This window comes from Rhodohalobacter sulfatireducens, assembly GCF_022012475.1.
Taxonomy (GTDB): Bacteria; Bacteroidota; Rhodothermia; order Balneolales; family Balneolaceae; genus Rhodohalobacter; species Rhodohalobacter sulfatireducens.
In genome coordinates this window covers 35,510-56,759 of record NZ_JAKLWS010000012.1, presented here as the reverse complement: position 1 = coordinate 56,759, position 21,250 = coordinate 35,510, and the positions used below count along the sequence as shown (strand labels likewise).

General features: G+C 40.4%; 14 protein-coding genes and 1 tRNA gene. 6 read left to right on the top strand and 9 right to left on the bottom strand.

The genetic code is table 11. The features are described 5' to 3' along the window. Positions 1-151: 151 nt before the first annotated feature. Positions 152-607 (bottom strand): IS200/IS605 family transposase, encoded by a 456-nt coding sequence (gene tnpA, locus L6773_RS10905; RefSeq protein ID WP_237854365.1) that lies wholly within the window; start codon positions 605-607, stop codon positions 152-154. 1,500 nt (positions 608-2,107) lie between these two features. Here tnpA and L6773_RS10900 point away from each other — a divergent pair. Beyond that, on the top strand, positions 2,108-2,869 hold the full coding sequence (locus tag L6773_RS10900) for a hypothetical protein (RefSeq protein ID WP_237854363.1): 762 nt from the start codon (positions 2,108-2,110) through the stop codon (positions 2,867-2,869). Positions 2,870-3,058: 189 nt separating this feature from the next. Here L6773_RS10900 and L6773_RS10895 read toward each other — a convergent pair whose 3' ends face one another. Further along, complete coding sequence (locus L6773_RS10895) at positions 3,059-4,615, bottom strand: NAD(P)/FAD-dependent oxidoreductase (protein WP_237854361.1); 1,557 nt, start codon at positions 4,613-4,615, stop codon at positions 3,059-3,061. A gap of 545 nt (positions 4,616-5,160) precedes the next feature. Between L6773_RS10895 and L6773_RS10890 the strand changes: the two genes are divergently transcribed. Continuing rightward, positions 5,161-5,523: a DoxX family protein gene (locus tag L6773_RS10890; protein ID WP_255727739.1), complete on the top strand. Its 363-nt coding sequence runs from the start codon at positions 5,161-5,163 to the stop codon at positions 5,521-5,523. On the opposite strand, the gene L6773_RS10885 is transcribed toward L6773_RS10890, so the two are convergent. After that, on the bottom strand, positions 5,518-5,880 hold the full coding sequence (locus L6773_RS10885) for a DoxX family protein (protein ID WP_237854359.1): 363 nt from the start codon (positions 5,878-5,880) through the stop codon (positions 5,518-5,520). The two genes, L6773_RS10890 and L6773_RS10885, sit on opposite strands and share 6 nt — an antisense overlap. Positions 5,881-6,331: 451 nt before the next feature. Here L6773_RS10885 and L6773_RS10880 point away from each other — a divergent pair, with 451 nt between their 5' ends. From L6773_RS10880 to L6773_RS10870, 3 genes are all read left to right on the top strand, one after another. Continuing rightward, positions 6,332-6,499 (top strand): hypothetical protein, encoded by a 168-nt coding sequence (locus tag L6773_RS10880; RefSeq protein ID WP_237854357.1) that lies wholly within the window; start codon positions 6,332-6,334, stop codon positions 6,497-6,499. Positions 6,500-7,260: 761 nt separating this feature from the next. Then, the gene (locus L6773_RS10875; protein WP_237854355.1) at positions 7,261-8,394 is read left to right on the top strand and encodes a helix-turn-helix domain-containing protein; all 1,134 of its coding nucleotides are present in this window, start codon (positions 7,261-7,263) and stop codon (positions 8,392-8,394) included. A 206-nt stretch (positions 8,395-8,600) separates the two neighbouring features. Beyond that, positions 8,601-10,061 carry a serine hydrolase domain-containing protein gene (locus L6773_RS10870; protein WP_369431563.1) on the top strand — a complete coding sequence of 487 codons (1,461 nt, stop codon included), beginning with the start codon at positions 8,601-8,603 and terminating at the stop codon, positions 10,059-10,061. Positions 10,062-10,301: 240 nt separating this feature from the next. Here L6773_RS10870 and L6773_RS10865 read toward each other — a convergent pair whose 3' ends face one another. The 5 genes from L6773_RS10865 to L6773_RS10845 all read right to left on the bottom strand — a co-directional run bounded on the left by L6773_RS10865 (position 10,302) and on the right by L6773_RS10845 (position 18,043). Beyond that, the gene (locus L6773_RS10865) at positions 10,302-11,855 is read right to left on the bottom strand and encodes an amidohydrolase family protein (protein ID WP_237854351.1); all 1,554 of its coding nucleotides are present in this window, start codon (positions 11,853-11,855) and stop codon (positions 10,302-10,304) included. A gap of 9 nt (positions 11,856-11,864) precedes the next feature. Beyond that, positions 11,865-13,562 carry a serine hydrolase domain-containing protein gene (locus L6773_RS10860; protein ID WP_237854349.1) on the bottom strand — a complete coding sequence of 566 codons (1,698 nt, stop codon included), beginning with the start codon at positions 13,560-13,562 and terminating at the stop codon, positions 11,865-11,867. Positions 13,563-13,748: 186 nt separating this feature from the next. After that, positions 13,749-14,309: a hypothetical protein gene (locus L6773_RS10855; RefSeq protein WP_237854347.1), complete on the bottom strand. Its 561-nt coding sequence runs from the start codon at positions 14,307-14,309 to the stop codon at positions 13,749-13,751. 1 nt (position 14,310) lies between these two features. Beyond that, positions 14,311-16,539 carry a PKD domain-containing protein gene (locus L6773_RS10850; protein WP_237854345.1) on the bottom strand — a complete coding sequence of 743 codons (2,229 nt, stop codon included), beginning with the start codon at positions 16,537-16,539 and terminating at the stop codon, positions 14,311-14,313. A 379-nt stretch (positions 16,540-16,918) separates the two neighbouring features. Beyond that, entirely contained in the window at positions 16,919-18,043 is a 1,125-nt protein-coding gene (locus L6773_RS10845; RefSeq protein WP_237854343.1) for a glycoside hydrolase family protein, read from the bottom strand. Between the two features lie 491 nt (positions 18,044-18,534). On the opposite strand from L6773_RS10845, the gene L6773_RS10840 reads away from it, so the two are divergent. Then, a tRNA-Leu gene (locus tag L6773_RS10840) sits at positions 18,535-18,618 on the top strand. Between the two features lie 485 nt (positions 18,619-19,103). On the opposite strand, the gene L6773_RS10835 is transcribed toward L6773_RS10840, so the two are convergent. Then, entirely contained in the window at positions 19,104-20,840 is a 1,737-nt protein-coding gene (locus tag L6773_RS10835) for a hypothetical protein (RefSeq protein ID WP_237854341.1), read from the bottom strand. Positions 20,841-21,250 lie beyond the last annotated feature (410 nt).

Below are 21,250 nucleotides of genomic sequence, written 5' to 3'. Positions count from 1 at the left end.
TGAGTTTGGCAATACAGAGGCTAAAAGCCTCAGCCAACTCAACCTTGGGTATCAACCCCAGGAAATAATGGCAGGACTAAGAAAAGAACAAGCTGAAAGCCTGGAATAGATTGAGTTTCAAAATTCTCTGATATTTGTTATTCAAAGACCATCAACTCCAATAATACGCCGGTTCGTACTCATTCACGTTATATTTGTCCATTAAACGCTCGATTTCTTCTTTATAAGTCACCTTTTTATGATGCTCATTTTGATGGGCAATGTATTCGGTAACAACATCCAGGTGTGAACAACTCACAGAAAACGCACCATATCCCCGTTGCCAATAGAATGAAGGCGTTCCTGATAATTGATTTTTTATCCATTTTGATGAACTCTTTTTGACCTCTTCTATAACCTGCGCTATTGTTACTGTTTTTGACATACGAAAAAGAATATGAACATGATCCGGCATTGAATTAATGATCAGAGCTGGACAGTTGAGATTTTTGAGAATAGTCGCCATATATGCGTGCAGATTCGTTGAGATTTTCTCATTGATCCAATAATTGCGGTCCTTTGTCCCAAATGTGGCATGTATGTAAATAGCTGATAAAGATTGACTCATAACAATGATTTGATGGAATTAGTCTTTATTGTATGAGACTGAAATGGGGATTCCCTTACAAAATTTGTTGTGATAATGGTGATCTCTTTCTGTTTCAGGCCTTCAGCCTGAATATTTACTACACATCACCCTACCCGGGGCGTTGCCCCGGCTTTGTTCTACTAGGCTTTCAGCCTATTTACTTTGGACAATAAGGCTGAACTCACGTAACGAGTAGAATACAACCAGGCTGAAAGCCTGGGTTAACTCAGCCTGGGGCACACGCCCCAGGTAACAGGTGAAACCATATCCAAAACAGGCTGAAAGCCTGGGCCAACTCAGCCAGAGACATCAGCTCCAGGTAACAAATAAAAAAATGATCCTGAAACAGGTTGAAAGCCTGGAATATTGAAAACAGTGTGGTTTAGTTCCAATTATTCTAACCCAAGGTTGTTCTACACCGAGTACTTAGTAATTTACAGCTTACCTACTTTTGCAGTTTGGTCTTTGAGTTTGGCAATACAGAGGCTAAAAGCCTCAGCCAACACAACCTGGGGTATCAACCCCAGGAAATAATGACAGGACTAAGAAAAGAACAGGCTGAAAGCCTGGGACAACTCAGCATGGGACAACTGCCCCAGGTCATAGGTAAAGCCATGTCCAAAAAAAAGCCTGAAATAAACCCCAGCAATTCCATTGCCGTATTTAAATTCTTATTGAAATCAACAACCCGCCACTAAACAGCCCTTTAAATTACAATCATTTTCCAGCTTTGTAGCATTTAAGATTTTTGGGATTATATTAGAGAAGGGTTGCAACCTAGGCTTCTGCCTACCTTGTCTTTGGTTGTAGTATGAGAGAAATCAGGCCCTGGTTTCAAATAGAATATAGAGATCTACATAACTGCTAATCTAACCCGAAAAGTTATGAAACTCATATACAGCCAGAGAGGGTTGGGATTTGGAGAAGAAGGCGTTTTAAACTGGATTACATTGTAGCTGCAGCCCTGACAGCCTACTATTTTGAGGTTACCGGAGGTGCAGCACCCTTCGTCAAAGCAGGACCGCAAGCAGCTTTCAACGTCACCGCCAAAAGGAGTTTGCAGGTTGCAAAGTAGACGTAGATGATGTAAATGCGGGCAGGAGTTCAAATAAAAAACTAATTCGAGGCAAACACCGGGTTTTCGCGTGAACTTGTGAATCTTATTTGATTGTGATGACTACAAACATAGCAAAGATGGGATATTTATTGGCGTCGGGCTTTAAAAATTCAAGGCTTCTTAGGTCCATACAGGTAGATGCCGCCTGTATGGACTATTTGAACTGAACGATCAAAAAGTCCAAACATCTGTTCGAAAAGTACAATCATTTCTCAATCGGACAGAGTAAAATCATAAGCAATACCGGCGGGGTACAAATTCTAATAGAAACAGGATATGGGTAGCTCTGAGAGAATCAGAGGAATACCCGGGAACCACCGTTAACCGGCAAAAACCTAATAATTAACAAATCAATAAAAGTTATGAAACACTTCTTAATCTTACTCTTCGTTCTTTTGCTCACGCCATTCAGTTTGTTTGCACAGGACGAAGAAGAGCAAGAATCCGTAATGTATGAATCCGTAATGTTAACACCGGATCTTAGTTCTTTAGAGCAACTGCAAGAAGCCATGCAGGAACACAATCGCACGTTCCACAATACGGCACCACACTCAGCTTTTGTTTTTAACATAACTTCGGGGCCCGATGCCGGTAAATTGACGTTGGTGATGGGACCTATGTCCTCTTTTTCCGACCTTGATAACCGACCCTCCAGCGATGAACATAATGATCATTGGATAAATGTAGTGCTTCCGTTGATTGAAGATGTAGGAACCGTGGAGTACTGGACGATGGATCAGGAACTCTCCAATCCCATTGAAGGAAATTATAGCATGCATTTTATGCGAATTAATACAATCTCCAGAGATTATCTCTTTTTGATACAGGGCGCACTGGAAAAAATTAGCGAAACCGTGAAAGCGATGGAGGGTGACAATCCCTGGATCTTATGGTGGAATGCATTTCAGCAGGGGGATCTTGGCCGCCATTTTGTAGTAGACTGGCCGATGAACAGCTGGGGCGAACTGGATGAAAACAATGAATTTCGTTCAACATTCGAAGAAGTTCATGGCAAACAGGCCTGGGATGACTGGAATAGCATAATGGACCTGGCCGTTGAAGATACCTACGATGAAGTCTGGGAATTAAACCCAGCCATGAGTGCAGATCTTCCTCAAGAATAGATAATGACTTTTGTGTAAAAGTAAAGCCTCTGGTTTTGATATGGATCAGGGGCTTTTTTTATGAAATATCACGCAAATTATATAATTGTAGTTTTTCAGGAGATCTTCTTTCAAAATAAAAACTGAAGCTCAGGCTACTCTTCTGCCCTTACCCAAATCATGGACTTGCTTAAGCACCGGATCTGTTTCTTACCGCGAATGAGCATTTATCTGTTTCGCACATCTCATTCCGTCCATGGCGGCCGATACAATGCCTCCGGCATAACCCGCTCCTTCTCCACATGGATATAGCCCGGAGATCTGAACATGCTCTAAAGTTTCACGATTCCGTGGAATTTTAACCGGGCTGGACGTTCGCGACTCAGGTGCATGCACTACGGCATCATTGGTCAGGTATCCACGCATGCTTTTCTCAAATTGCAAGAACCCTTCTTTCAAATTTTTGTGAATCAGTTCAGGAAGTACAGAACCCAGTTCAACAGAAGTAATCCCAGGAGCATAAGATGTGTTGGGCAAGTCCCTGGAAAGGTCTCCTTTGATAAAGTCCAGTAGGCGTTGAGCCGGAGCCGCCTGGGTCTTTCCACCTTCTGCCCAGGCTTTCTGCTCAATGAATCGCTGAAACTCCATCGCTGCTAACGGTCCGTATTTTTCAAAAGGTTTGAAATCTTCGGGCGTTAATTCCACTACAATCCCCGAATTTGAGGTTGAACGTGCCCGTCTCGAGGATGACCATCCGTTGGTCACTATCTCTCCCGGTGAGGTAGCACAGGGAGCGATAACCCCTCCCGGGCACATACAAAACGAATAAACCCCGCGGCCGTTTACCTGCTTAGCAATGCTGTAGGATGCCGGGGGAAGATAGTCCCCCCGGGTTTTGCAATTGTACTGTATGGAATCGATCAAAGATTGCGGATGCTCCACACGTACGCCTATGGCCAGCGGCTTCAGCTCAATCTCTATCCCCTCCCGGTACAACAGCTCAAAAATATCACGGGCTGAATGACCCGTTGCCAGGATCACCCTCTTGGCAGAATAGGTCGAACCATCCTGCGCCTTCACCCCTTTGATGGAAGTGGAATCGGTGATCAGGCCTGTTACTCGGGTATTGAAATGGATTTCACCTCCATGCTGCAAAATACACTCCCGCATATTCGCTATGATTGCAGGGAGCTTATTGGTTCCAATATGTGGATGAGCTTCTACAAGGATATTTTCTACAGCTCCAAAACCCACTAAAAGCTCCAGTACCTTTCGGACATCCCCCCGTTTTTTTGAACGGGTGTAGAGCTTTCCATCCGAATAAGTCCCGGCTCCTCCCTCCCCAAAACAGTAATTCGAATCCTCGTTCACAATATGATGCACATTGATCTGCTTGAGATCCCGGATGCGGTCTTTTACATTTTTTCCTCTTTCGATTATAACCGGTTTCAACCCATTTTCCAGGAGTTCCAGGGCGGCAAACAACCCGGCCGGTCCCGCTCCGATTATGATCACTTCTTCAGCATTTGCTACATTGGGATAATCAGGCAGCGAGATCTTCTCCGGTTGATACACTTCGTTGATATAAAGCCGCACCTTCAGCTGGTAGTAGGCCTGCCGGGATCGGGCATCAATGGAACGGCGCAATACCTGCACATGCCGAAGATCTCCAAGTGCAAGTCCCTCCTTATCTATAAGGTATTCTTTCAATAACCGAGGCTCACCTGCCACTTCGGGGAGCACCCGTATCTGTAGTTCTTTTTGCATTCGCCAAAAATACGGAATTGCGTGATGTAAACGAATTCACTTCGGAGGCTTGCAATATTTTGAGGGTCCCCTTTTTAATACTCATCAATCCAAAATTTGCAAAACAGTTACCCGGTATCAATGACATTTATTGGATTCAAATCTTCTGCTAGCATTTGTAATTAAACCGGTCAAGTTGATTGTATGAGCAGAAGTCACAAAGCAAATTTCACTTTTAATATGTGTATATGAAAATAATCGGTTTGACAGTTAAACCGGATTTTTTGGTTGCTAACTGGATCAATTTCTTCATATACACGTTATGTCGATCATTTCGGTATGGTCATTCGTGAGTAACAAACAGGTTTCGAGATATTACTTATGATATTTCTTATCCTCCTTTGAGACGAGAACGAGTACCTCTCTTCTGCCGTGACAAAGGAATACATTCTGAACAATCTATCAAGTTTAATTTTGACTCCTTTGACAAAATGAACGATAGCTGCAGGGGCTATGGTTTATGAAGTTCACTCTATACACACCTTCTTTATGAAAAAAGGATCTTATTGAGTAACTCCACAATATTTCTGTCAATTATTATTGCTTTGTTCTTTGCTGTTTACGGCATACAGTGCCTGAGATCCCCCTTTATGATTAAGGAGTTCGTTCGTTATGGTATGAATGATTCCCTTAGAAAGCTCACGGGTATCACTCAATTGTTGGGTGCATGCGGACTGGTAGCAGGCTTATACATCAGTATAATTGGCTTTTTTGCCGCCGCAGGGTTGAGCTTTATGATGCTCATTGCATTCATAACCCGTTTGAAGATCCGGGATTCCCTGAACCAGGCCTTGCCTTCTTTTTTCTTTATGACAGTCAACGGTTACCTGGCAATCAGGTATCTTATGCTCCTATTAAATGACTTATAAAAGAGCAATAGCCAAAGACAGAACCAAAAACGTAAACGCGGGAATAGATTTCTTTACAGGATCTTTAACCTTAATATGCATGCTTACCGCCCCCAGCATTAAAATTGCAATACCATAGGCTGCATACATTTCAAGCACCGGATACCAAATCGAAGCCAGGAGAGCAACCGCTAAAAGAATCTTCAACCCGCCAATGGTCCACATAAACGATTTGGATAGACCATAAGCTTTGAACTCCTCTTCAAGATTGCCTGCATTCCCTCCTCTCCATTGTGTTTTTTTACCGGAGCGCAGCAACCAGACATTTAAGATACTGAGACCAACGATGAGTTTTAATATGACGATGAGATATCCCATGATTTCTTTGTTCTTTAGATTTGTTATACAGCTACTTGGTGCTGCTTATGAGGATTATTCCAATTAAAGCAAAATTTAAACATGATCCAAAGCATAAGCATTTCTCTGTTCAAATATTGTGAAATTGAATGAGCAATAAACAACCTCAGGGCAGAGCCCGCAAGGTATCAATGTATAATTCAAATCGTTTCTGCACATTTGAACTTATTATAAAGTGTTCCCCTTTCCACGAAGGTATCACTATGGAAGAAGGAGGCAACTTTTCATCTTTTCCGACCCAGAGGATCGGGGAATTGAACCACATATGATTGAATTTGGTTATGAATGAAGTCCTTAAAGGCAGCCATGTGTCAATATCAATGCAATTGAGGACAAATTGAATGCTTTTATTGTCTTCTGCGTTATTATAGTAGAGTGACTGAACTCTCTTTTAAAAAAAGAATGATTTATTATGAATGATAAGAAGGATGAATCCAAGAAGAAGCAGCTCAAAAATAATGCTCAAAAAGAGAAGAAAAAGTTAGACAAGGAACTCAATCAAACTTTCCCGGCTAGTGATCCCCCCTCCCGTACCCGCCCGGGCCATGAAAAAGAAAAAAAGAAAGACAACGATTCTTGAAGGTGAGTATTCGATAAAAATATATCGGAAAATAGTTTTACTCATCTCGTTGCGTGGATTCGACTCGACAAGCTAATTTGCTCTTTTGCTCGTGCCATATAAAGCAGAGCGCCATTCGTATACCGTTTCACAGTCCCGCTTTGCTCGGGACAGACAAAAGGTCACTACACCGTCCCGTCAAAGCCAACCTCATGTCTTCTCCAACCCGACTCTCCAATTTTGCGGAGTTGGTACGGAGCAAATCCGGAGTTGGTATAGACTAAAATCATACGATTATTAAGTCATTTAGAGAAGAATTATCGCCAACGGGATGCAGTTAAAACCAACCTTAAAACTCCTCACTTATCCGTCGGTCGAAACTGACAGTAATAGATAGCTCCACTTACTTACTTTTAATGCCCGTTGCGAAGACGGACCTATTACCTGTTTAGTTTATAAAGAAAGATCAAGCTTACGTAAAAACGTGTCAGAGAATTCGGGAGTGCAAAGCACTTAAAAGAGTTCTTTTCTTGATATCGAAGTGATTCTTGGAAAATCCCCGACAAGCCTGTCAGGGAATACTTCATGTCACTTTAATCACTGCTAAACAGTATCGAACCTTCACAACTCGATAAAGACTATATTCTTCTTATTCTACATATTTAGCTCATTCTTACCCAGCCAACTCCTCTCATCTTGTAAAATGAGAGAAATGTTGAGATTCGTTTTAAGACGCATTCCATCTTTTTGCGTATATACAGAATGAATTTAAAGTTATTGACATGGAAGATATCACAGGAGCTGAACAAAACCTCTGGACTCTCATCATCACATGGGGCATGGTGCAGTGTTTTGTCCTAGCCGGTCTGCTCTCTTTTCAAAAGCAGGGGAACCGCTCCCAGAGAACGGTTATTATACTCATACTCCTGATTGTGGGTGTTCAGTCACTCCATTTTCTATATATGTACTTTGACTGGTACTTGGCATTCCCTCACTTCATTTGGACAGTTGAGCCACTTTGGTTTTTAACGGGTCCGCTTCTATACTTTTTTGAACGATTTTCAACTCAAAAAAACAGAACGTTTTACTGGCGGGATCTTTTCCATCTGCTCCCCTTCCTTCTGGCTATCATTTATATCTGGGATTATTATCTGCTTCAGGGAGATGCCAAGATAGCTTACTACAACTCCTTTTACGAAAACTACAATGTTTCGCCGGATTATTTCTATTTCCTGTTCATGCTGTCGCAACTAATCTACGGCATTGTAGCTCTTCGCAACTTTCGAGCATACTTTAAAAAAGTAGGCTTTGAATATTCAAATGATCTTATTTACAGGGACCGATGGGTGATTTTTATGCTCTCCGGGTTTGTTTTTTACTGGGGCTTTACACTTCTCTACCATATTCTGTTGATCGCAAATTTCGACCTTTTCTTCACTTACGACTACCTGACCTACACATTTTTAACATTGTTTGTGCAGGCGTTTGGTATTTCTGCTGTAACGTCCGACCACTCTTTTTTCACAACCCCGATTTCTGATCAACATGAGGAGTTGAAGGAGAAAACCAGCGAAAATCTGCAAGAAGAAGCGCAACGAATTCTTTCATTCATGGAAGAGGAAAAACCATATTTGAACCCTGAATTACGTATCAGTGATTTGAGCAGGCTACTGGATATTCCAAGCCATCATCTCTCGGCGATCATCAATGGATCATTCGATAAAAACTTCTTTGAGTTTGTCAACGATTATCGGGTTGAAGAAGTAAAAAGTAAACTGCCGGACCCATCATATTCCCACTATACTATTGATGCGATCGCCCGAGAATGCGGATTTAACAGCAGTGCATCGTTCTACAGGGTATTTAAACAAAGTACGGGCGTTACACCGAGTGAGTATCTGAAGGGAGTTGCTTAAGTTTACGGTTCATATGCAACATGTAGGGAAAAATATAATCGTTCAGAACACTACTGAGATCACTAAGCCCTCTTCTAATTTACTTCTGTTCCATTGCATTAGAATATGGTTTTAGTATCTCATATTAGAAGTTGAGAGATGTTCAGTTCAACGTTTAAAATTGTCTTGCGTAACATCGCCAGTATTAAACACTTGAACTAAACAATATGACAATGTCAACTTCTATCTCCTTAAAAAGTTTTATACTCCTCCTGGTCTTTTTGCCCGTTCTTGTATTTTCTCAGACAGGACCAGGTACTTTTGATTCAAAAACTTTCAATGGTGTATCAATCTCTATTGACTCTCTTCTGGCTGAGGAAAAATTGAGAGGTTTATCCTTGGCTGTGGTTGAAGATTACGAAACTGTTTGGGTAGAACAATGGGGGATAACCGATATCATATCTGGCAAACCAATAAATGAAAAGACCGTATTTAGTACGGCCTCAATTTCAAAACCAGTCACCGCTTTAGTAGCAGCAATACTTGAAGAGAAAGGTAAAATTGATTTATCAAAACCAGTAAACGATTACCTAAAGAGATGGAAGTTATCTGATAATAATTTTACAAAAAATCAGCCTGTTACACTCTACCATCTGCTTAGTCACACTGCAGGAACAACACAACATGGGTTTACAGATTATTATAACAGTGATGATTTACCTTCTCTAAAAGAAAGTCTTGAGGGTAGGATTCCAGGCTATGATGAGCCGGTTGAAGTAATATTTGAACCGGGCACCAGCTGGAAGTATAGTGGCGGTGGTTATACACTGGTTCAAATGGCTCTTGAAGACCATCTAAATACTCCACTGCATAAATTGGCAAGTGAACATTTATTTGAACCATTACAAATGACAAGAACCTCAATGATTCAGCCTCAAGAGACTCAATTCTTTAAAAATGTGGCAAAAGCTCACAATGAAAATGGTACAATAATACAAACAGGTATTCCTATTACTCCCCAGGTAGCTGCTTCAGGTATGTGGTCTACACCAGAAGATATGGCAAAATTGCTTATTGAAATCCAAAAAGCTTTAGCAGGTAAAGGAACCATTTTATCTCAAAACACAGCAAAAAAAGTTACTGAAGTTGTTACAATAAAAGTTGGAGGAGGTTGGAGTTACGGTTTTGAAAGGTTTGGGTATTTTGGAAATCAGCATTGGTTTTCTCACGGTGGAGCTAACACAGGAACAGGGGGATACATCTATGGAACTATGGAGGGCGGAAATGCGATTGCAATGTTTGGAAACGGACCAAACAGCATCCGGGAACCTATCATTAATACATTCCGGGATAAAATTATTAGTAGTTATGGATGGGAGAAACCATTTCCTGATAATAATGTACCGGTACCCAAAAAACTTGCAGATAAAATCAAAGGTAATTATTTCAATCCTCATTTAGATGCAGAAATGACTGTTGAATTTGACTCCACGGGTATTCTTACGATTTCTCCTTTTTTTACCGGTCCGACGGCAGAGGGAGTCTACATTGGGGAAGGTTTATTCCAATTTAGAGAGTTCCCCAACTTGATTACTTTTAGAGTGAATCCTGAGAATGAAACCTTCAGTTTAGGATTAACCCGAAAAGGTCTAAATGAAGTAGATTTTATGTTTTCAAAACGAAATTAGCGTGAACTCTCGAAGAAAAGGTCTGAAGTAAAGAAACAAAACAATACCTCCTTTCGGCCGTCATAAAGGGATCATTCGATATAAACTTCTTTGAGTTTGTCAACGATTATCGGATTTAACAGCAGCGCATCGTTCTACAGGGTATTTAAACAAAGTACGGGCGTTATCCCAAGTGAGTATCTGATAGAAGTTGCTTAAGTTTACGGTTCATATGCAACATGTAGGGAAAAATGTAATCGTTTAGAAGATTATTGAAATCAGTAAATGCCAGATCATTTTACAGGTCAGAGAAAAGCTGGCGGCCTGTCGTTTCGTAAAGTCTTTTAATTCCTGAATTTTTTTTGAGTTGTAAAATCTTCCATTCTGAATGACTGCCGAAATCTCCCTTATAGATTTAATGTCATCCAAGGGATTTTTGTCAAGTATAATAAGATCGGCTTTTTTGCCCACTTCAATGCTTCCATACTCTTTTTCCAAACCAAGATGGATAGCCGGATTAAGTGTTGCGGTTTTAAGTGCTTCAGATGTGGTGAGTCCTGCTTTTACCATCTCTTCAAGTTCATCATGCATACTTGAACCATAAAATACATAACTGTCGAGAGCATCAGTGCCCGCCATAATAAGAACACCTTCATCATTTGCTTTTCCGGTTATTTCAAGACCTTTCAAATAGAAATCCATAAATGCTTCTCTTGCAGTAGAAGTCGTATCTAATTCGAGCATCATTGATCGATCAATACCCCACATCGTTTTCTGAAGCCACGGTACATAATCAACTCTCTTATAATCCAGATATTCAGGATCATCTAAAAAAGCCTCCCAACGTCGTGTAACGTGGGTTGGACAGTAGGCAGTCCCATACTGTTTCATGATTCTAAATAGTTCAGCGGCCTTCGTACTATCGTAACCTGATACAATTTCACTAAGAAATAACCCCGGTGTGTCGAAATCATCGTGCGAGAGTTTTCCTGAAACGATCTCATTTGAACTTTTATAAGAGCCATAAATCAATGCTCTTGCATGTTCAAGGCTGTTAAGGTGGACCAGTGCTTCCGATGCTGGTACCTCTTCAGGTATATGTCCCCATAGTGGTAAATTGTAATTAGGTGCATGCTTTTTTAGATATTTGAAAATCTCTCTCGAACCTGGCCCTTTCAACTGAAGCTTAATAAAATCTGAATCTTGTTTTGATGATTCCTCTAAGAAAACCTGAACCTTTTCCTCCAATGTGGTTTTTTCTGGGACCGAATTGTAAGCATCAAGGTTACCGGCATTCTCCAGCACATGACTCGCAATTGCCAATATTTGTGGTCCGGGATATTTACCGGCAAGAACATCTAAATTCCGGATTCTCTTATCTGACATATGAGTAAAGAAAGAATCACTACTATCGGCGGATGAAAGACCCATATCGCGGATGCCGGTGATGCCATAAGCTACCATCAAAGGATAGTGCAGCCGTGGAGACATCTTAATAGTATGAACGTGCATGTCCCAAAAGCCAGGGACCAAATACTTATTCCCAGCATCTATTACCACAGTTCCATCGCTGATATTCATGGAGTCAGATGCTGTAATTTGCCTGATGATTCCATCTCTAATCAAAACGGATTGATTTCGATGGACAGAACCATTCTCTACATCTATTATTGATACATTTTGAATGACGCTATCCTTCTGAGAAGGAACAACAGGTAATTCCTCTAAAGGCCATAGTATGGCAGTAAAAAATATCAATAGAAAGATCCCAAGAAGAATAGCAATTACTTGTAGGGATTTTTTAAATATGTTCATGAACTGAGGTCAATCCAATTTCTCCACCCGTCCGACCAGATCATCGCCCTGCATAACGTGAATCTCCTCAATCACTCCGCTGCCATTTCGTTTAAAATGCAATTGCATTCCCACATCATCCTCTAAGAAGAATTTGTCTTTTTCAAAAGGCAAAAAATACATCATGTTGTCGATCATCAGACCATCGTTTTCGACCGTTATAGTCGGCTGATGACCGGGCATCATTCCATCTTCCGTAAATTGATAATTCCCCAGATACTGCTCCAGAACTTCCTCAGAAACAGTTAAAGGCTGTAAGATTTTCACTTCAGATGCATCAATAAGAGTGGCTTTTTGTGTAAAATTCCGACCGTCTGTACGAGTAAATCCGATTACCTCTCCGGATGAATCGACGTGGAATGTAATCGTAAAACGGTCGTTATCGATATCAAAAAATTGCCTCACCCCGATTGGAAAAAATTCAAGGGCATTATCAAAAAGTAACCGATCTTCCTGTGATTTGATTTCTACCTGTTTACCCGCTCTGATGCCACTCTCAATCTCATAAAAGCCCTCATATTTTTCGAACTCTTCCAGATCTAAATTGATCGGCTCAGGGGAGTTCAATCCTGCCAGATTATTGATAAAACGGTCGAACACAGGCTGAGCTCCAAAATCAACATTTGCCAGGCTAATAAATGTGTAATCCTTTTCCGGCAGATAAAAAACCATAGCACTGACTCCATAAAAACCACCGGAATGACCAATTACTTCGATTCCATTTTGAGTGTATTTCTGAAATCCGAATCCATATCCTCCCCTGTGCATGGCTGTCATCTTCTCAAATTGTTCTTTCGTAATAAGATCCCCGTTCCGAAGAGCCTGCATGAACAAAAACAGATCCCGGGATGTAGAGTACGCTCCGCCGGCCGGCATTCCTTTAATGGCTCTCATAAATTGATTCGAACGCAGGGCACCGTCATTGGGCACCCCAAATTCTGCGGAAGCCTGGAAATCGATTGTATACCCGGTCGCCACATTTTTGATGATTAAATCTGCCTCAAAGAATCCTGTATTCTCCATTCCCGCTCTTTCGAAAATATTCCTCCTCAGGTAGTCGTAATATGTCATTCCTGTCACCTTTTCGATGATTCGCCCCAAAATTACATAATTCGTATTTGAATAGAGAATTCGGTCATCCGGCACGTCGGCCACAGTTAAGTTCGAATAAAACCGATCGTAATCTTCCAGTGATCGAAGACGTGAGCGGTCTGAATAGAGGTAATCGTCCTGGAAGAAAAAATCAGAAATGCCACTGGTATGAGACAACAGTTCGTTGATAGTAGTGTTTTTAGCGATCTCCGGTTTTGTAAAATCTTCGAAGTAAGTGATGAACGAAACATTCGGGTCAATTTTTCCCTCCTGGATGAGAATACCGATTGCCGTCGCAGTAAACATCTTGGTGACAGACGCAAGGTTAAATTTCGTATGCAAATCTACCGAAACATCCCAGGTTCTGTTGGCTACTCCATGAATACTCTCAAATACTTTTTCTTCACCATGATAAATGGTTGTTATTCCGCTGTACTTGCCATGATCGGCCCTGAACTCTATGTACTTTTCAAGGTTTTCAGAGTTAAAGTTATCCGTGTCCAGGGCAAATGTAATTGTGGATTCAAACAGAATAATGAGTGTAAAAATACAGGCTCGATTGATTATAGGGTACATAAAGTGACTTAAAAGTGAATATTTTTGCGTCACCCGAATGATCGATAGGACTTGAATGGAATGGAAATTAAGTTTATCTCAACTTTATAATATGGGACCTACATCCGACATTTGTAATGCTGAAAATCTCAGATGAGTACTCGCTTTAAAATGAATATAGTTTATAGTTCTAAATAAATGGGAGGTTCAGGGAGCAATCGGAATGCCTTCTCCCAGGTCAAGAGTTCCGGGAAAATCCACTTCTTCACTCTCTTTTTTTCCAATTTCATGACCCTCACAGTTTATCGTACCCGAGGCTTTGATATTCCCGGTACGTATTTGTTTTATTTTGGCATCCTGAATTTTCAAAATAATCCCCTGAACGATCAGCTCTAGGTTAATCTCAAAATTAATTTTGCCAATCGATTTTTGATTAATCTCAATATCAAGATAGGGTTTGTGGTTTGAGATCATGGTATGTTCTTTCAACTCAATGATAACTACTGCCTCCGGATCATATTCTTCCCTGTTGATATACTTATTCAGAACCCCGGATTCCCTCCAGGCCCTAATCAACAAATCCGGTAATGGTATGTTAAGGAGCTCACTCGCTCTTGATTTGATCTCATCTGACAAATCACCCCAAAGCATTGATCCCTTTTCTTCTTTATAAGATTGCTTAATGGAATCCAATGTCTGTTGATCAAGATTTTCAATCAATAAATTCTTCCCAGCTTCGGTTTCTCTGCCCTGGAAAATTTGTTTCATGCTAATGGCTGGATTCATCATTTTGTCTCCATTCTTTCTTCAATAAATGTTCAACATTTTTAATTTTCTGCATTCCGATATCTTTTACCGGTTTAATAGTTATCTCTCTGTTTATATTGATTAAACTCCCCGGTGAAATTTGTTGATTCCCAAGATCCTTGCGAGGTGTAACAATTGTGTCGATTTTTCCTTTTGGCTTGGTATTTCGCCCGGATTTTTTCTTCAACCTACCTCTAATAAATATGTAACCGCCTAACAGTACAACCAAGATACCGGTGACTGTAATTACCCAGGTAGTAAATCCTCTCTCACCGACTTCCAAATTTATTATACTGCTCTGGATATATTCCCCTCCCGGTATTCGAGCTTCTACAAAAGCATTGTAGGATCCGTTACTGCGATAAGAATGGAATGTTGTAGAACTTTCAGACCATTCCGACTCTTCACCGTCACCAAAATAGAATTTATATTCAGCTAAAAGATTCGAGGGAATACCCATTGCAGTAAACTGAATCCTTTCATCTTTACTAGCTTCAGTTTTGCCTGTAATCAAACGTATTGTATAATCTGACTGAACTGTTACGGTAAAGGGATTGCTCGTAAATGTTCTGCCATCTATTGTGGCCATAAAAGTAACTTCATGGTCCCCGGAGCTGTTAAAAGTGTAATCTACATCCGGAGTTGCCGAACTAAATGTGGAATCACCGACGATAAAACTAAACTCAGCATCAACGATACCGGGTTCTATGATACCGGTTAACCGTGAGCGTTCTCCTACCTGCAAAATGTCTCTATCTGAGGTAACCCTGACATCAACGGCAGTTATTTGCAAAGGGTTGCTGTTTACAATCAGTTCTTCATTTGGATGTCGGGCAATAGCTGAAACCCGGTATATTCCCGGAGTGTTATAACGATGATTTATTTGCTCATCAATACCGAAGCTTTCAGTGTTTTCGTCTCCATAATTAATTTCATAGGTAAATTCGGGCCTGGCTGGTTCAAGTTGAAGAGAAAACAATATTGTATTCCCTGTTTGAACGAAATTGTCACCAGAAATCAGGTTTAAGCTTGGATTAGCAACATTGATCCTGACTGTCTGACTTCCTGCGAACTCCTCCTGAATATAAGCTACGAGGTCAACGTCAAAAGTTCCGGGAAATGGATAGCTGTATTCAACGACTGAACCATCAAAATTTCTAAAATTATCATCTCCAAAACTGATAATCATGGAAACAGAATCATTGTCCGAGCCACCGGAAAACTCAATACTCTCATTCACAAACACGTTCGTTTTATCGGCATTCAAAACCAGGCTGACTTCCGGTATCAGTACCTCAATGGCTACCGGTTCACTTCTTATGTTTAAACCGCTGGGTCCTGTAATAACTTCCACAAATGCCTCATAACGGTCACTTTGTCTGTATGTATGGGTAGTTTCCGGGCTTGGCTGCCATCCACTTTGTTCACCATTTCCAAAATGAAAATTGTACCTGGTATTTTCATATTCAGGATCTACAAAAGCTTCAAATTCAACTACACTTCCAATTTCTGTAAAGCTCGTAGACAGGCTCAGTTCAGCGGTCGGCTGAACCTGATCCCCGGGATCATAAATTACATTGGGATCAAAGACTGCAACATCTGGGTTTGGATAGCTACCAAAATTTGAAAATTGAGAAAACACAAAATTATCAACACTGATATTGTCACTCCCAGATTCATCGATAACTTGCAGCAGCCCGGTACGTCCTGCAATTCGAGAAAGGTCCCATTCAGCTCTTTCAACTTCTAATTCATATCCTGTAGCATATTCAGCCCGAATTCTGCCCTCAATCTGGTCCAAAATGTAGAGTACAACTCGTGTTTCAAAGGCTCCACTTCCACGGATCAAAAAACTTAAAGTACCTTCCGGAATCGTGAACGTATTGGATGTTAGTGTGCCAGTTAAACGATTTGTACCGGATGTAACCCAATGATTCCCCTGCATTGTAAATTGCACTTCACCGTTTAGAGACATCATCTGATTAGAAGAAACCGGCTGGTTAACAAAGGCTCTCCCACTTGTTTGCCAACCTCTCAAATTTCCCTCTTCAAAATCTAATGTAAATGAAGGCGGGGACATTTCCTGCCCGTATGATTCTTGAGAATTAGAAATAATCCCCGTAAAAGTGATAATGAATAGACCTATTTTTATAATTCTGAGTATAGCACTATGCTTGATACAAATCTTCATTTTCCCTCTTACTTTTCGTAAAAATAATTTTTACATATAAAACTATAGTTTAAAAATAGATTCAAAGCAACAAAGAAAATCCTACTCTCTATTTAAGCTTACCGTCTTCATTTTTGATTAGTAACTCACCACTCCATTTATGAGTACGTAAGCTTAATTATTTTAACCATACAGATCTTAGTTTGATTTCTTACAGTATAGGCACATGTGATATCTTGTGATTTTTCTGTAATGATGGTGTTATTGGAGAAGGTCAACCAATCTTTAGAGTTTTCTCATGCTCTGTGACCTTGGTCATCATTAAGATGCTTTTTAATGCCCGAAGATCTTCTATTACGTCGTTATAAAAGGTTAAAAAAGGTGTTTTGAAATATTTTGCTCAATCCTCATCTAAACTGTGATAGTACTCTCTCATCACATCTATTTTCTCCCTGTTATCGAGCAGGGACCGGTCAGAAAACATCATTATTCCGGTTGATGGTGGTTTGGAGCCTTCAATCATCACTTGCCGAAATTCTACCGGAGATACTTCAACCGGGCTATCGTGAGCCTGCACAATCGGCCAAACCAGTGGTTTCTCCTCTACCGCTGATTCGATCCGTTCGCCCAGCCATGTCGTATAATCGCTTACCCATTCGGGTTCTCTTTCCTTCATTTTATGGAACATCATCGGGGAAAGTACGTCTGCTATTTCTGCAAAAGCTTCTACATCAATTCCGAGGGTGTTATACAATGCACCATCATGATCTTCCGGGAACCACGAGCAGTAGAATATTCCGACCAGTGCATCCGGCTGCTTCTCTTTTACAATGGTTTTCATATCGATCATCCACTCATTGAGGACTATATTTCTCCATTCCCTCCATGATGGATCTGCATTTTCTAAAATCCAATCTGCTCTGGTTGCTATGTCTGATTCTGGAATGTTGAGGTTATAGTGATCAGCAAATGTCCTTGTGCAGCGATCACAGAAGCAGGTTTCAGGTAAAATGGGATCCGCTGTCTCAAATTGTGCATGCCAGTGCACATAGTCCAGGAAAATTCCTCCCACCTCATAATTGGAGAGAATGTTTCTAAGCTGATTCGACCGATACTCTTTAAAGTCCGGGTCGGTTGGACAGACTCCCATAAACCAATCAGCCGGAGGTGCTGGGTTTCCCGTTTTGTCAATTGGCCAGGCTTCCGGATGCTCTTCTACATAATTTCGACCATTCAAAGTTGGAAATTCCACAAATACTGCTGCATTCTGCTTATTTGCTGTTTCATATAGATTATCATTTAGTGAAATACTGCGTACAAAAATGGCATTTAATCCAAGTTCATCGAATGCATAGCCGGCCTCCAAAAGCGAGCCGGGATTGCCGTAGACGCCTTTTATGAATGGGCGTTCATTCGTTTGTACAGTTGATTTACTTTCCTGACAAGAGATGATGCCGACTAAGGCGATTAAAACCAGTAGAAGTGTTCTCTTTACATACAAAGACGGAAAAACGATCATTCTCATTCGATAAAGTTTAGGTTACTTTGCAAATAGTATAGTGAATATTTACTCCTTAATGACTAAAAATCGATGGAATTAGATCGCTATTAATCAAGGACCACAAAAGAGTGACTATAGTAAGATACACTGTACGATTCTTGGCTAGAAATTCATGTAACGATCCAACCTCGTTACGTAATCTCCAAATTGGTCCGCCATATACTCCATAAAAACTCTGAAGCAACTGATATCTCTTCTTATTTAATAAAGAATGAATTCCATTACGAAATTAAAACCCTAATCTACGTTGAAGAAGTAATTCGTAATGTTGTATATTTACGACCTGCCAGAAGGCAGTGTTCATTTATGTCTTATGGAGCTTAATTTTTGTTACCAAAAGTGTTGTTAACGTCTTTTGGAGGAGCAAATAGAGTGGATAAGAACTACGTTTCAGGACGTAATTGATTATTCACAGAAGTGAGCTCAGGTACTGCAAGACAAGGATTAACATTTTTGCCCGGGTGGCGGAATTGGTAGACGCGCCGGACTCAAAATCCGGTGGTAGCGATACTGTAAGGGTTCGAGTCCCTTCCCGGGTACAATTAGCCCTGTAAAACATTGATTTTGCAGGGTTTTTTTAATTTATGGTAAAACAATGATTGAACAAACATAATAAAAGACACTTCTTCAGGTAAAAAATTAGAGAATGAATAATCATTGAAAGTCAGATTATTTTAAAATCCTCAATGGACAAATTTCATCTTCTTACCTGATTATTATTTTGTATTTCAATATTGGCTTAAACCAATATTTTTTACTTCCGCCATCAAATAAGCCATGCACTTCGGCGCTTTTAGTATCTATATCGTAAGCTGATCAACATCTTCAAAGGTAAGCTTGCCATGAATATTAAACTAAGTCGCTTGTTGTATCTCAATTTAAGTAACAATCATTGCAAATTGTTTTCTTGTCAACTTATATCAAAAAAAGAATGGCAGCTCTCAACCACCATTCTTTAATGAGTTCATCAGAAGTATGTTCATTCAGTTTTAATGATCTCTTTTGTGTCAATGATCATTAACTGTTATTTCGTTATCCGATCTTCATGTGAAATATTGACTGTGAAAACCGAGCGTTGGTTGTCAATCATAGAGGCCGTAGCCATTACATAGTATGTTTGATTAGATGATTCGACCATCATATCATCGATGGAATGTGATGCATTTTGAGATCTATCCCAACAGTCTGTTGTTGGAGAATCGTACGGTTGATATACGCGTATGAACGTTTTATTGTCCGGAGTGCTTGCACTAATCTCAAGGTCGATTCGGTTTGATCCGGTCTGGACTTCAATCGCCATTACGTTAGTCGAGAGTCTCGAAACAACTGATGATTCTTCTTTGGGATCAGATTCCGATCGTGTACCTGCATCATATGTTACAGTAGTTGGCCTCGCAAGGACATCACTATCAAAATCACAAACCGCATTGAGTTTACTTTTAAATCCAGTGGTTACTCTTGATTCGACTGCTTGATTACGAACCCAACCCCAATAATCATCGGTCATAGAATATAGTTCGTCAACTTTTTTGGCCGTTGGCTTGTTCGTACCATTCGATTGCTGATCAAACACGGGCTCTAAAATATCCGCTAATGTCGAGGATCGATTGTTGATCAGATATGTCCAGAAATCCTGTGTCCTGTACGGTCGTCTATCATTATTCGATGTCAGCGGTATATCTACTGTACGTAGCGGAGGTTGGCTGGCCCTGATAGCTGCTTTCGAACCTGAAGTATTTGCATCTTCTGTCAGTTCTGCTGTTGCTTCAATCACCCAATTAGGCCGTTGTTTTGGAAGTTTACTCCAACTAATTGGTGCATAGTTGTATTGAATCGCATGGAAAAATTCATGTCGTGTCGTACCTTCAGAAGGAGCATTGTTTCCGTCGTAGCAGGTGATCGCCTTGTTCGTGAGTGAGAGATATTTTCCAGCCGTATCCCCCTTACACCAGGCTGTCCCTTCTTTCTTGATGATCCAGGTGTAGGCATTACTTAATACCGGGCTTCTCAAATCCGGAGATCGAAAATCAGATACAAAATCGTCATGCGCATCTTTCAAATATGACTCGACAAGATTCTTTTCACGACTTCCACATTCTCCACTGTTAAAACCGCCTTTACACTTCACATTAAATCCACCGCTATGGGGTAACGCCTTTGTATTCATTGTCTCTTGACCAAAAAAATCTTTCGTCCTCTCAAATAGATTTTCCCCCTCTGCATCTGCCATCGATGGTGAGGAATAATCATCTGTTTCAATAACACTGAGCACAATTCCATCCGAGACAAGAAATCTAACTGGAACAACTAATTGATCACTCTCGGGTTCATAAGCACTCTGCAATAAATCCCAACCGTACTCAGGAGAAGAAGCATCGGTGTCTGTCACAAAGCTACTTGGCACACGAACTCCAAGTGCCAATTGAGTAGGATCAGCATCTTCGGGGACCGGTAACGCAAGATAAAGGGGTGTATCCTCAGCTGAGAGATCAATATTACTCGAGCTTGTAATTTTGTGGAAAGAACCTGATAAATTAACTACTTCGGGGAGTGGAGTTCCAACGATTGGGTCTTCAATCTCCTGCCCTGTGACTGTAATCGATTCATTTATAGAATTATTTGAAGCCATCAACTGCATCCCGGATTCAGTTGATGCGGTTCCACCCGGTTCAAGTGTTTGATCCACTTTTTCGGAATCCGACTCGATGCCTATAATATCACAACCGGCGAAAGCGACTGCGAGGATTATTAAAAGTGACACTAAAGATGATCGAAAAAAAAACTTTTCTTTGATAAAATTCACTAATTCTGAAATCTTCCGGCTGATATTGGTTTTTTTCGTAATCACTATACTTATTGTTTTTTTAATGTGAATATGAAAAAATGAAAGGAAAAATCACGAGTTAGAGAATAATATTTGAATGCATAAAACAGTATTAAAATGAATATTTAATTGATATCTGTTTGTTTTACAATACTCATATTAGGTGGGTTCGGTATCTAAAACTCTATTCTTTTCTAACTTATACCAGTAATTTACTGGACTGCAATGAGATAAACTCCTGTGAAATCATGTCTTAGAAAATATAATTTTTAAAAGAACAAGGATTCAAATTATCATCTAGGGCGCTTTGCAGAACCAACTATTTGTTTTTCCCGAGTAGTCGGGAT